A 13,221-nucleotide genomic window follows, 5' to 3' on the forward strand; every position below is an offset into this window, starting at 1 on the left:
CGCCAGACTCGCAGATCTGCAGGCTCCTGTGAATCCTCTGACATTGTCAGTGCACTAGGTTCGTCCATTCTTGCGTTTGCGGACGGCGTTCCAGATCCGGTCGCGGTAAAAAATGGCATAACAATTCTGACGTTGCAGGCGGTAGGAGTGCAGATCTACGAGTGCTCAGCAGTGGGTTCGGTGGGCGCCAAATGGCTTCTACTGGAGCCGCTTGCGACACTTTTGAAAGACGGGAAAACCGTCGGACGCCATTATGCAGGCCCTACTTGGGAGCTTTCATTGGGCGAAGCAATTGTTGGAAAAGTGGATGGTGAAAAGCTTGGCTCCACAAGTGCCGATGTCAGCCAACTCAGACTCCAGGTCATCGGGCGGAGCGGTGGAGGTCCGTTGATCAAAGCGGACGTTGTCCAGAGGCTCAATACTTACGGTGGCGCGTTCGCGGGGCCGTGTAATGCGATCGGTTCATTCCACCTTGAGCCGTACTCGGCCGATTATGTCTTTCTCCGAAATGCAACGAAGGCCGACCATTCCCCAAAGCTACATTAAATCCAGTCTTGGCATCTGACAACCGAATCCAGAAAGAATTGCTAGGACTTGCCTCCCGCCCAAGTTAGGCTGAAGCGGTCCTTCTCGAATGCTTTGAGGTGGCGCCAAGTCGGCGGTGGTTTGCGTTCCCATCCAATCGCGTCATGACATGCACCACGGCGGGACGACGAACTTGTCAGCATTGTAGGGGGCCGGCGCCACGAGCGCGAGACGCTTCGACAGGTTTTGCACCTGGTAGAACAGATGCGGCATGCCAAGCGACGGGTCGTTGGTATGGTCGGGATAGGGGATCGCGGCCTGCCACGTCGGATGGTAGCAGATCGTCCCTGTCACGGTACGATAGGGCGTCTCCAAGAGCGCTTGCGCGACCCTGCGGTTCTGGGTGAAAGCGCCCGGACCTCCGCTGCCGCCGGCGAGCGACGCCGCCAGCGCGAAGTGATTCAGCGATCCGTAGCTCTGGCAGCCGATCTCCGGCGTCGAGCCCTTGCCGAAGCGCGACAGGTAGCGCTGGGCAAAGCCCTCGCCGATCTTGTCGCGGAGGAGGCCGATGACGGCGCTGACGATGACGCCCTTGGCTCGGTCGCCGGTGAGATCGAGGAAGGATTGGTGCAGCGCGCCGTACTGAAGATACAGCAGGCTATTGGACGGCGCCGCCATGAACTGATTGTGGAAGCTCGCCAGGTCGCTTGCGTAGAAGTGCGTGTTAGCGATCGCCGCCGGCTTCGTCGCCTTGGCCTCTTCGATGACGCCGGTCCATTCATTAGTTGGCGTCGCAACGATCTTCGGCCCGAAAGCGACGCTCCAGCCGAACTGCGAGGCGGCGTCCGCCATCGCGTTGGCGATAACGATGCTGTAGGGCTTCGATCCCGATATGATGGCGAGGCGGTTGCTCTGCGGACGCCATTGGCCGGTATCGCGCAGCCATGAGATGAACTTGATGAAGCCCTGGCCGTACCAGTACTCCGCCGGGTCGGCCATGAAGCATCCGAAATAACGATCGGGATCGCTCGACACCGTGTCGTGATGCTGCAGCAACGTGTTGCTGTGTATGTAGAGGATGCCGGCGTCAGCGACGAGTTCGTATTCCGAGTTCTGCGGTCCGATGTTGTAGCCGTTGACGATAGCGTGGACATTGTGCTCCTCGATCAGACGCGCCGTGGCGTGCACCACGTCCTCGGCATCCTGCCGACCGGTATCCATGAAGATCGGTTGCAGCCGGCGTCCGAGGATGCCGCCTTTGGCGTTCAACTCCTCGCAGGCGAGGATGATGCCGTTCCTGAATTCGGCGCCGTCGGCGGCGGACGGTCCGGTCAGCGGCACCAGGCTACCGATTGGGATCACGGAGGCATCCTGCATCTAGGGCGTATCCACGGTCGGGGCGCTGGTGGGCGCCGGAGGCTCGAAGATGAGGTTGTGCATAAGCACCCGCAGACGTGGCGGGCTTACCGGCTTGATGAGCACAGAAAAGCCTTCCGCCTTGATCCTGGCAACCACGGCCGGATCGATCTCGGCGGTCATGATGAAGGCCGGTATCGCCGACCCGGTCGCCTCGCGGAGGCGATGCACGGCATCGGTCCCCAACTCCTGATTGAGGGAGTAGTCCGCGATAACCAGACGGGGCAGCGTCTGGGTACCGAGAGATCCGAGCGCCTCGGCGATCGATGCGACGGCCAGGACCCGCATGCCCCAGCGCTCGAGTAGCTCGTGTGTCGCCCGACGCAGCTCGGGGTCGTCCTCGACGAGCATCACGGATAGGCCCGCAAACTCGCCACCCTTGGCTTCGCTGATCTCCGGTTCGGCCAGCTCGCTTTGCCAGACGTCGCCGATAGACACGCTGACGGTGAAGACGGAGCCGCGGCCGGGTTCGGATCGAAGACGGATCGGATGCTCCAGGATGTCGGCCACCCGCTTGACGATGTTCAGGCCAAGACCCAGTCCCGGCCGCTTGGTCCGGCGCGTATTCGGCACTTGGAAGAACTCGTCGAAGATGTACGCGTGATGCTGGGACTCAATGCCCCGGCCGGTATCGCGCACCTCGATGTCGACGCCCGCTCCCCGGGCCCTACAAACGACGAGCACGCTTCCAACGTCGGTGTAGCGCACCGCGTTGGCAACGATGTTCGAAAGGATGCGCTCTAGCAGCGCCTTGTCTGAGACGACGGCGAAGCGCGTGCCTACGATGCGCAGGGTGATCCCCTTCTCCTGCGCAAGATGGGCGAACTGGATGCGCAACCGGTCGAGGATGGAGTCGAGCTGGAACGTCGTGATGCGAGCCGCGATTCGGCCTGCGTCCAGCTGGCCGATCTGAAGGAGCGCGCCGAGAAGATCCTCCATGATCGAGACGGAGATATCCATCGTGTGCAGGAGATCGCCGCGGTGTTGGAGATCCTCCTCCCCCATGCAGCTGAAGATCAGGATCTTGAGGGTCGCCAAAGGTTGCCGCAGGTCGTGGTTGGCGGCGCGTAGGAAGCGCGACTTAGCCTGGTCCGACGTCTCGGCGTCGGCCTTGGCCTTCCTGAGCGCGGATTCGATGCGCCTGACGTTCGACACGTCCGATACCGTCGTCGTCATGCCGCCCTGCGGAAGCGCGCGGTCATCAACCTGTAGGGTCCTCCCGTCGGCCATGGGCTGCTCGAAGCTCGTTTCCTGCCCGAAGGCGGCATGCCGATCCTCGACCCATCGTTCGATCGTCCCCTCCAGGATCAACTCGTGAGACCCAGCGACATGATCGAGGAAGCGTCGATAGCTGAGTTCCTCGCGTAATTGTCGATCCAGGAGGAAAAGGGTTCGGAACAGACGGTTGGCGTAGATCAGGCGCCCACCGCGATCCCATACCCCGATGCCGGTAGCCGCTTCGTCGAGGCCTCGCCGTATGTCGTCGGAGATCTCGCTCGAAGCCATTCGCGTCGAGCCCTAACGCGTGCTTCTGGCGTCGACGGCGACGGCGTGGTTGATGGCGAAGTGGATGGTTGCCGCACGGTCCGGCAAACCCAGCTTGCGCATCAGGCTGCTGAGATGCACCCGGACCGTGTGCGCCGCGACGTCGAGTTCGGAGGCGATCTTCTGTACGGAAAGTCCCTTTCCAAGGAGATCGATCACCTCGCGCTCACGGTTGGTGAGAAGTCCAACGTCCGGATAGCTGGCGTTCGGAGTCGTCGCCGCATTGGCGAGCGGAGCCGCCTCTAGCAATCGCCGCGGAAAGTAGACCTCGCCGTCTAGGATGCGCTCGAAGGCCCGCTCGATCTCCGCAGGGCTCGAAGACTTGGGGATATAGCCGATGACCCCCTGCTCTACGGCGCGGAGCACGTGGGCGCGGTCTTCGAAGACCGACACGACGGCTACGGGGACATTGGGAAAACGCGTCCTCAACTCCTGCAAGCCGTCGAAGGCGTCGAACCCGGGCATGATCAGATCGGCAAGCACGAGGTCGATGTCATCGTGCGTCGAGAGGATCGCCAGAGCTTCCTCGAAATCGGATGCTTCCAGGAGTTGATGGTTCTTGTCCAAGCGCCGGATCACCTGCTTGAGGGAATCCCGGATCAGCCAATGGTCGTCGGCGATTAGAAGCTTCACGAGTTCGATCCCAGCAATGGAAGAGCCCATGTCCGCATTCTTAATCGCGGATCGACCAACGTCGGCATTTGCTCAAAGTCTCTCAGCACGAACGAAACGGCTCCATGAGGGCTGCACCTTGCACAATCGCTTAGCAAAGACGAGCGGACCGCGCGGCCGAATGCGTGCTTGGTACGCTTCTGATCAAATCGGACGCATTATCAAAAAATACCTTGACTGTATCTAGACGTTATATCAAGTTTCCTCAGGCGAAAACAATATTCCGTATCTTCTTGGTTTTTCCAGCGGATCAGATCCAGCGCCATTCCGTCTCGTAGGCCGGCTCCGGCAAGCATGAAGAGGTGAAGAGTATGAGCGATAAACCATTCGATCGCCGCCAATTGGTGAAGGGTTTTGCGGCAGGCGCCGCCCTGACCGCCGGGACCGGCAGATATTCGATGGCTTCGGCTGCGCCCGCCAAGCCGACCGGCGAACCCATACTCATCGGCCTCACCATCTCGCAGACCGCGGCAGCCGGGGTGGCCGACCACCACGATCATCTGAACGGCTCGACGTTGGCGCTCGAGGAGATCAACGCCGCTGGCGGCATCAACGGGCGTCCGCTCGAGTTCCGCATCGTCGACGTCGATCTGCTGAATGCCGAGAGCTGCCAGGCGGCGATCCGCAATCTCGTCGACCAGAAGGTCCATGCGATCTCGTCGCCGTTCTTGTTCGTGCCGATCCCGGCGATGGACGCCTCGGTCGGCTACGGTTGTCCTTACGTGAACGGCAACACCCAGCGCGCCTCGACCGATCTCGTCGCAGCCCACCCCGACAAATACGCCCATATGTTCCAGATGGACCCGTCCGAGGTCTATTACGGCGAGACCTTTCCAATCTTTCTGCAGGATCTTGAAAAGAGCGGCGCCTGGAAGCCTCGCAACAACAAGGTCCACATCGTCCAGGAGCAGATCGCCTACAACCAGACGATCTCGCATTCCTGCCAGGCGGCGCTAAAGAACAGCAAGTTCGAATTGGCCGGCATCACCGACATCCAGTATCCGGTGCAGGACTGGGGTCCGGTGATCCAGGACATCAAGAAGATCGGCGCCGGAACGGTGATGATCGACCATTGGGTCGCCGCGGAATACGCCGCCTTCGTCAAGCAGTTCCGCTCCAATCCACTGAAGGACACGCTCGTCTATCTGCAATACGGCCCATCGCAACCGGAGTTTCTCGAACTCGCCGGCAAGGCGGCGGAAGGCTTCGTCTGGAGCACGGTGCTCGGCGTCTATGCCGACAAGAAGGGCGCCGAGTTCCGCGAGAAATACAAGAAGCGCTTCCCGGGCAAGGTCATGGGGCTCTGCTACACCGGCGCCGGCTACGACATCGTCTACATGATGAAGGAAGTCTGGGAAAAGACCAAGAAGCCGGAAGACTTCAAGGCAAGCTGCGAGCAGCTGCGCAAGACGGCGTTCCGCGGCGTGTGCGGCTGGTCGATCATGGACAACAAGCGTCAGGAGGCCGTGCAGTATCCGGTCGGGACGCAGGACCTCGAGAAGGGCATGAGCCAGCTCTATTTTCAGGTGCAGGACAAGCAGAGCAAGATCATCTACCCGTTCCCGCTCAAGGAAACCGAATTCAAGACGGTGCCATGGGCGTGACCGCAACGGGATCGCCGCAGACGGCGATTTTCTCCTGCGACACGATCAAGCTCGATCTCGGCGGCCGCGAAATCCTCAAGGGGATCTCGCTCGCCGTAGCACCCGGCGAAGTCCTCGGCATCATCGGGCCGAACGGTGCGGGTAAAACCAGTCTGTTCGAGGTTCTAAGCGGTCGCATCGCGCCGAAGAGCGGCAAGGTCTGGTTCGACGGCAGCGACATCACCGGCTTGCAGCTGTTCCAGCGCGCGCGTCTCGGCATCGGCCGGACCTACCAGACGCCGCTCGTCCCCGAGGATCTGACGGTCCGCGAGGTCTTCAAGGGCGCACGGCAGGCCTTTGCGCCGTATCTCACGCGCCACCATGCGGAATGGGGCATGGAGCTCGTCAATCTGCGCGTCGATGAGGCGATGCCGGCGAACCGGCTGGAGACGCTGAACCGCCGCAAGCTGCTTCTCGCCTGCCTGCTGATGCGACGCCCCAAGCTGCTGCTCCTCGACGAGCCGGCCGCCGGCCTCATCAACGCCGAGGTCGACGAACTCGATCATCTCATCCGGCTCCTGTCGAAGGAGATGAGCGTCTCGATCATCATCGTCGAACACCGCATCGAACTCCTCGCCACGATCGCCGATCGCGTGATGGTCATGGACGCCGGCGAGAAGATCATCGAAGGCGACCTCGACACCGTCATCGCGGACCCGCGCGTCCACGCCGCCTACTTCGAGAACGTCGAGGAGGCCGAACTCGCATGAGCAAGACCTACTGGAACGCACCGGTGGCCTCGAGCGAGCCGCAGGGTCCGATCCTCGAGATCAAGGGCCTGTCAGCCGGCTACGGTCCTATGCGGGTCATCCATGACCTCGATCTCGTGGTGCGCCCGGGCGAACGGCTCGGCGTCGTCGGGCTCAACGGTCATGGAAAGTCGACACTGTTCCTCGCCATCGCCGGCCTCACCGGCTGGCAGCGCGGCTCGATCAAATTGAACGGCCGCGAAGTCGGCGGATCGCGTAGCCAGGGTCCCGGCCGCTACACGCACCTCATCGTGCGGCAGGGCCTCGCCGTGATGCCGCAGGGCGACGAGATCTTCCACGGACTTACCGTCGAAGAGCATCTCGACAGCGGCGCCTTCACTCCGCGGGCATGGCGCGAGCGGGCTCCGCGGAAGGAGCGCATCCTGGCGATCTTCCCGCCGCTGCGGAAGCTTATGAAGGTCCCTGTCGGGCGACTGTCGGGCGGCGAGCGGCGGATGGTGTCGATCGGACGCGGACTGATGGTGGATGCCGCTTTATTCCTCGTCGACGAGCCGTCGCTTGGCCTGGCACCGAAGATCGGCAAGGGCGTGATGGAGGCGCTGATGGCGATCGAATTGGGCTCGTCCGCAATGATCATCGCCGAGCAGAACGTCGCGCTCCTCGAAGGGCGCGTCGACCGCATCCTCGGCATGCACGTCGGAACGCTGAAGGGGGAGGCCTCGACATCGCTCGCCTCCCAGACCAAACGCGACTTGTGAGGGCATCGTGGATCTAGGATTTGTCATCGTCTCGGCCGTGACCTTGGCGTGCATCTACGGCACCCTGGCGATCGGCATCTCGATCACCTGGTCGAGCCTCGGCCTGATCAACATGGCCTACGGCCTGACTTTCGCCACGGCCGGCTACGGCGCCTGGCTCGTCGGCGACCAGCTTCAGGCGATCGACGCGATCTCTGACACGACGTGGATCGTCGGACCGATCGTTATCCTCGCAGGGATCCTCACGGGCGCCGCCTGCGGCGTCGTCATCTGCGCGGTGACGTTCATTCCCATCCACGACAAGCCGAACTTCACCGTGCGCGGGCTCATCGCTTCGCTCGCCGTAAGCCTCATCGGCACCCAGGTGCTGCTCCAGGTCTTCGGTCCGCGCGCCAAAAGCCTCCCGCCCCTGTTCGGCGACTGGGAGCTGCCGATCGGCAACGTCGTTATCACAGCCGACAAGGGCGGCGCGATGATCTCGTCGATCGTGCTGCTGGCGCTCGCCCTGCGGTGGATGAAGTCGAGCCGGCGCGGTCTGGAAATCCGCGCGATGATGATGAACCCGCATGCCGCCTCGCTCGTCGGTATCGGCGTCCGGCGCACCGGCTTCTACGTCATGGCGCTGACCGGCGCGCTCGCGGGGCTCGCCTCGGTGCTGCTCTCGCAGACCTACTATATTAGCCCGTTCAGCGGCCTGACGCCGCTGATCAAAGGGCTCAGCGTCGCGCTACTCGGCGGTCTTGGAAGCGTCAACGGTGCGATCGTCGCCGCGGTCATTCTCGGCACCAACGAGGCGCTGACATCTGCATTGCTCGGCGGACAGTACGCCCTGATCACCCAGTTCCTTCTCATCATTATCGTGCTGCTGTTCCGCCCGCGCGGCATCGCCGGCATTCTCGACAAAGCGCGGGAGGCCTGAGGCGATGAGCGAGATCTGGAAGAACCCCCTCGCGCCGTGGCGCGGCGACGCCGAGCCTCAGGAAGCGCCCTCGGAGGCCTACAGCGATCCTGGCGAGGTCTGGCGCGCCAAGCGCCAGTCGCATACGAAACTCTACAAGGTCGGGCGGCTGCGCTATTACCATAAGTGGCGCGGCCACGGCGCCAAGACCTGGACCCGGACGCGCTACTGGCCGACGCGCCGCCGCGTCCTCGACATCCGCGGCGAGTACAATCCCAAGATCCTGCGGCGCGAGAAGACGATTGTCGACAAGCGCCCAATCTGGTGGCTGCTGTCGTTCATCGCCATCGCCGTCGCGCCGTTCCTCGCGCCCAAGGACCTGCAGTCGACGTTGATCAGCGCCGGCACCGTGTTCCTGATCTACGCGGCGATCAACCTCTGCTGGACCCTGATCCTCGGCACCGCCGGCATCTTCTCGCTCGCGACGATGGCGGTGGTCGGGGCGGCGGCCTACGGGGCAGCTTCGATGTCAGTCTTCTACGGCTGGCCGTGGTGGACGCTGCCGTTCGTGGGCGGCGGCATCGGCTTCGTCTTCGGCGTGGTTATCGCGCTGCCAGCGACGCGGCTCGACGGATTCTACTACGCCCTGCTGACGCTCGGCCTCAACGAACTGTGCCGAGTCTACGTCGTGCAGTCGCGCACCTTCGGCTCGGCGACGGGCGGCGTCTATGGCGCGGACTCGTTTATTCCAACCGGGGCCTCGCAACGGGTGGAGCTGATTATCGGCTACTTCGCGTCGTTCGCCCTGATGCTATCGGCACTTGCCTTGTTCCGCTTCGTCAACGGCAAGCGGCTCGGCCGCATCCTGCGGATGGCGCCGGAGAAGCGCGAGGCCTTCGCGCAAGCCGTCGGCATCGACTACCGCACGGCCCGCATCCAGGTGTTCATCATCTCGTCGGTTGGTCTCGGCGTGATCGGCGGTTTCTACGCCTCCTACTTCCACGGTGCCTCGCCGTCGCTTTTCTCCTTCGACTCGGTGCTGCTCGGCCTCGCCATGCTCGTCATCGGCGGGCTCGGCAAAGCGGAGGGCGCCGTGCTCGGCACCTTCATCGTCATCGTCATCGACAAGGTGTTCCTGCAGCTCGGCCCGATCCGGCTGATCCTCGTAGGCGCGATCATGCTCGGCGTGGTCCTGCTGCTGAAGAACGGCCTGTTCGGAATCAAACATCAGTTTCGCGATTGGCGCGACAAGAAGAAGAGCGAGAACCGTTCGACCCGAGCGGAGAAAGGTGGAGAGATGCTGCCCGAAGAGGCGACCGAAGCCGGCGACAAGGATCTCATCTACGCCCAGCGCTTCGACAAGATGCAACGCGACTACCTCAAAGGCGTCGTGTCGGAGAAGCTGGTCGAGGAGCACGCGCGCAATCCGCTCGGCCAGCATAGCGAGCCGCTGGAACGCCTGCTGCTCTACTTCCGTCGGCAGCCGCAGGTCGACAAGTACGCGATCGCGGTAATCGAGCCGTTCAAGGCCTACCGCATCGTGGCGCTTTCCGGTCATCGCGGCGTCGCGCCGCGGGTCGTCGAGGAGAAGACCTACCCCTCCGAGCGCGAAGCCTACCACGGCGTGTTCCTGCGCCGCGTCCAGGACCTTCTCGAGTCCTGATCCCATCCCTTCAAGACCAAGCGGACCTCCACATGGCTCAAATCAAGCTGTTCGGCTACACGGACAAGATCTCCGTGCGCTGCGGCGACGAGATCAAGGTGCACGTCAACGCCGACGGCACCGATACCGCCGATGCGCAACTCGTGCGGCTGATCCACGGCGATGCCCATCCGAGCGGTCCGGGCTTCATCGAAGAGGAGGTCGCCTGCGAGGCCAACGGCGCATGGGCGGTGACCAAGCAATACACGCAGGTCGGCTCTTTCCTGAAGGTAGTGGATTCCGAGCGCGTGCTCGCGCTTGACGGCAGCTTCACGCTCTTCACTTACGTCTGGGCGACCTTGCCCGCGATCGGCTTGCGACAGACCATGATCGGTCGCTGGGACATCCGCTCCAACAAGGGCTACGGCCTCGGCATCAATCGCAAGGGCATCCTCGAGTTCTGGGTCGGCGACGGGCGCGAGGTGGATTCGCTCGAGGCCGAAGTTCCGCTGATGGCGCGGATCTGGTACTTCGTGGCGGTTAGCTTCGACGCGAAAACCGGGCGTGCCGAGCTTTTCCAGGAGCCGATGCTCAACCGGTACAACAGCCTCCTCGGCAAGGTCGCGCCGATCGACTACCGGTCCCACGTCGCCGAGACCCTTCGCTTCCGCCCCGACAACGATCTGGCGACCCCCTTCCTCATCGCAGGCGCGCAGGACTGGCACGAGGCGCGGGGCCACTTCGTGGCGCAATGCTTCTGCGGAAAGCTCGATCGACCCGGGATCTACGGCCGCGCGATGGCGCGCGACGAATTGGCGGCGCTGCAGGCCGGCAATCGGCCGGCTGACGGGCAGGTGGCGTTCTGGGATACGACAGCGGGCTACACGCCGCACGGCATCGGCGATACCGTCGTCGACACCGGTCCGCACCGCCTCGATGCGCAGGGCTACAACAGGCCGGTGCGGGCGCAGACCGGCTACAACTGGAACGGCCGCAACGACTGCTTCCGTTTGGCGCCGGAGGAATACGGCGGCGTCGAATTCCACGTCGACGCGATGATCGACTGCAACTGGCAGGTCACGCGGACGATCAAGCTCCCCGACACGCTAAAGAGCGGCGCATACGCGTTCCGGCTTCGCGCCGGCCCGGGGCGTGGCCTGGCTGAGGAGTACGTCGTGTTCTTCGTCCGAGCGAAGGTCGCGAAGGCGCCGATCGCCTTCCTGGTCCCAACCGGCAGCTATCTCGCCTACGGCAACGAGCACTTGAGCTTCGACGCGCAGATCATCCAGCCGATGACCGGCCAACCACCGATCGTCGACGAGATCGACATCGAGATGTACAAAAACCCCGACTTCGGGCTCTCAACCTACGATGCATGGGAGGACGGCGCCGGCGTCTGTTTCAGCGGCTACCACCGCCCGATCATGAACATGCGTCCGAAATACCGTATGTCGAGCATGGGTACGACATGGCAGTTCCCGGCCGACCTCTCGATCATCGCATGGCTGGACAAGCTCGGCTTCGACTACGAGATCCTGACCGAAGAGGATGTCCACGTAGAGGGCTTGGCGGCGCTCAAGCCGTACAAGTGCGTGCTGAGCGGCACCCATCCGGAGTACGTGTCCGAGCGCATCCTCGACGCCACGGAGGACTTCATCGCCGAAGGCGGACGCTTCATCTACATGGGCGGCAACGGCTACTACTGGAACGTCGCGTACCGCGAAGACGATCCGTCGGTCATGGAGGTGCGCAAGCTCGATTCCGGAATGCGCGCCTGGGCGGCCCGGCCGGGCGAACATTACCTGCAGACCACCGGCGACAAAAGCGGCCTGTGGCGCAATCGCGGCCGGGCGCCGCAGAAGACGCTCGGCGTCGGCTTCATCGGCGAGGGATTCGAAAGCGGCAAGCCGTTCCGCCGCATGCCCGACAGCTACCATCGAACGGTGTCATGGATCACCGAAGGCATCGAGGGCGAGATCATCGGCGAATTCGGCCTCGCGCAGGGTGGATCGGCCGGGCTTGAACTCGATCGCTACGACCTCAAGCTCGGCACGCCCCCGCACGCCAAGATCATCGCTTCGTCCGGCGGCCATACCGACAACTACGTGCTTTCGGTCGAAGAGATCCTCTACGCCTACCCCGGCATGAGCGGGACGCAGGATTACCGCATCCGCGCCGACATCGTCTACTTCACGGCGCCGAATGGCGGCGGGGTCTTCTCGACGGGATCCATCGCGTTCGGGCAGGCGCTCCCTTGCAACGTGTTCGAAAACAACGTCTCGAGGCTTCTGAAGAACGTCGTCGACGCCTTCTCGGCGGACAGGGCGCTTCCAGGTGAGCTGTGGGTGTCCGACGAGAAGCAATGGCGTTGAGCGGTCAGCCCTCCAGGTAGACGACCCGATGCACATGCCTGCCGTGGTCCCGGCCAACCCACCGCAACCGCGAGCCTCGTCCCACGCTCGATAGAAGCGTCACGAGCCGAAGCGCCGCCTACGCCATGTCGCCTTCAGAGACTTCGACGCGATCGCCGGTGACGATCCGCTGACGACCACGATCCGCCACGCACCGGTTCCGCGGGCTCCGAACGCGCAAGCGATCTCGGAGGGACCGACTGCCGAATGCGAGAGCGAATACGTGGATAACGATACGGCGATACGAGCGCAGATGGGAACGTGTCGAACGCCGCGAAGGCAACCGTCGCGAAAAAAGCACGGACCGGCAGAACGCGATCGCCGATGAAGATTTTCGGGAGCTCGGCAAACCTGGCGCGATAGCATCCCTCGGGGCCATACCGAGCATCCTGCGGCAGCTCGCGGTGCAGGGGGTGTTCATCAGATAGAGATGATCATCCGACATCTTCCGTGCCGCGAACGCCGTCCTTGACGTCGATGTCCCATGGATCGATCGAGCGCCCATCCTTCGAGGTCAGCCGCAGTCGTCCGATCGGCTGTCCGTCCTCCTTGCCGACCATCACCATCATCGGCTCCCCGGCCTCGAAGAGATGGTCCTCGCCCCATTGCCTGATAGCGACGAGGATCACGCGAAGGCGAAGTCCCTTATCGGTGAGCTGGTACTCCCGGTGCGCCCCGCCGCCCGCGGCGGGGACCAGTTCGAGTATCCCGTCGTCCAGCATCTTGCGGAGGCGCACGCTCAGGATGTTCTTGGCGAGCCCAAGCCCACGCTGGAATTCACTGAATCGTCTCGCCCCGCGAAACGCGTCCCGGACGATCATAAGCGTCCACCAGTCGCCGATCTCGTCGAGCGACCGGGCTATCGGACAGTTCGCGCCGCCCAGATCCGTCCTCCTCATAACCCTCGCTCCCGCATTCGCCTTCGTATCCCGCGCACACCATAGCTTAAAGCGGTTGCGCAATTAAACCAAAACCCATAGAGATGGTTTCATCATTAAACC

Annotated in this window: 11 protein-coding genes; 7 read left to right on the forward strand and 4 right to left on the reverse strand. The window is 63.0% G+C overall.

The genetic code is table 11. The features are described 5' to 3' along the window. Positions 1-546, forward strand: a 546-nt coding sequence (locus GSQ79_RS06900; RefSeq protein ID WP_210253026.1) for a DUF3455 domain-containing protein, incomplete at its 5' end; no start/stop codon positions are given. A gap of 141 nt (positions 547-687) precedes the next feature. Here GSQ79_RS06900 and GSQ79_RS06905 read toward each other — a convergent pair. Genes GSQ79_RS06905 through GSQ79_RS06915 form a run of 3 tightly spaced genes read right to left on the reverse strand, consistent with a single transcriptional unit; the run spans position 688 to position 4,149 of the window. After that, the gene (locus GSQ79_RS06905; RefSeq protein WP_246725145.1) at positions 688-1,887 is read right to left on the reverse strand and encodes an ABC transporter substrate-binding protein; all 1,200 of its coding nucleotides are present in this window, start codon (positions 1,885-1,887) and stop codon (positions 688-690) included. 15 nt (positions 1,888-1,902) lie between these two features. Continuing rightward, entirely contained in the window at positions 1,903-3,447 is a 1,545-nt protein-coding gene (locus GSQ79_RS06910; RefSeq protein ID WP_158807994.1) for a hybrid sensor histidine kinase/response regulator, read from the reverse strand. Positions 3,448-3,459: 12 nt separating this feature from the next. Further along, positions 3,460-4,149, reverse strand: a complete 690-nt coding sequence (locus GSQ79_RS06915) for a response regulator transcription factor (protein WP_246725146.1) — start codon at positions 4,147-4,149, stop codon at positions 3,460-3,462. Between the two features lie 320 nt (positions 4,150-4,469). Between GSQ79_RS06915 and GSQ79_RS06920 the strand changes: the two genes are divergently transcribed. Genes GSQ79_RS06920 through GSQ79_RS06945 form a run of 6 tightly spaced genes read left to right on the forward strand, consistent with a single transcriptional unit; the run spans position 4,470 to position 12,181 of the window. Continuing rightward, positions 4,470-5,762, forward strand: coding sequence for an ABC transporter substrate-binding protein (locus GSQ79_RS06920; RefSeq protein ID WP_158807995.1), 1,293 nt, complete (start codon positions 4,470-4,472; stop codon positions 5,760-5,762). Next, the gene (locus tag GSQ79_RS06925; RefSeq protein ID WP_158807996.1) at positions 5,753-6,511 is read left to right on the forward strand and encodes an ABC transporter ATP-binding protein; all 759 of its coding nucleotides are present in this window, start codon (positions 5,753-5,755) and stop codon (positions 6,509-6,511) included. Before GSQ79_RS06920 ends, GSQ79_RS06925 begins: the two co-directional genes overlap by 10 nt. Next, complete coding sequence (locus GSQ79_RS06930; protein ID WP_158807997.1) at positions 6,508-7,269, forward strand: ABC transporter ATP-binding protein; 762 nt, start codon at positions 6,508-6,510, stop codon at positions 7,267-7,269. Before GSQ79_RS06925 ends, GSQ79_RS06930 begins: the two co-directional genes overlap by 4 nt. A 7-nt stretch (positions 7,270-7,276) precedes the next feature. Next, complete coding sequence (locus tag GSQ79_RS06935; protein ID WP_158807998.1) at positions 7,277-8,188, forward strand: branched-chain amino acid ABC transporter permease; 912 nt, start codon at positions 7,277-7,279, stop codon at positions 8,186-8,188. Positions 8,189-8,192: 4 nt separating this feature from the next. Continuing rightward, the gene (locus GSQ79_RS06940; RefSeq protein WP_158807999.1) at positions 8,193-9,830 is read left to right on the forward strand and encodes a branched-chain amino acid ABC transporter permease; all 1,638 of its coding nucleotides are present in this window, start codon (positions 8,193-8,195) and stop codon (positions 9,828-9,830) included. Positions 9,831-9,862: 32 nt separating this feature from the next. Beyond that, positions 9,863-12,181 carry a N,N-dimethylformamidase beta subunit family domain-containing protein gene (locus GSQ79_RS06945; RefSeq protein ID WP_158808000.1) on the forward strand — a complete coding sequence of 773 codons (2,319 nt, stop codon included), beginning with the start codon at positions 9,863-9,865 and terminating at the stop codon, positions 12,179-12,181. 473 nt (positions 12,182-12,654) lie between these two features. Here the strand turns inward: GSQ79_RS06945 and GSQ79_RS06950 are convergent, their stop codons facing one another. Further along, on the reverse strand, positions 12,655-13,119 hold the full coding sequence (locus GSQ79_RS06950) for a helix-turn-helix domain-containing protein (RefSeq protein ID WP_158808001.1): 465 nt from the start codon (positions 13,117-13,119) through the stop codon (positions 12,655-12,657). Between the last annotated feature and the right edge of the window lie 102 nt (positions 13,120-13,221).

It is taken from the genome of Beijerinckia sp. L45 (assembly GCF_009765775.1).
GTDB lineage: Bacteria > Pseudomonadota > Alphaproteobacteria > Rhizobiales > Beijerinckiaceae > RH-AL1.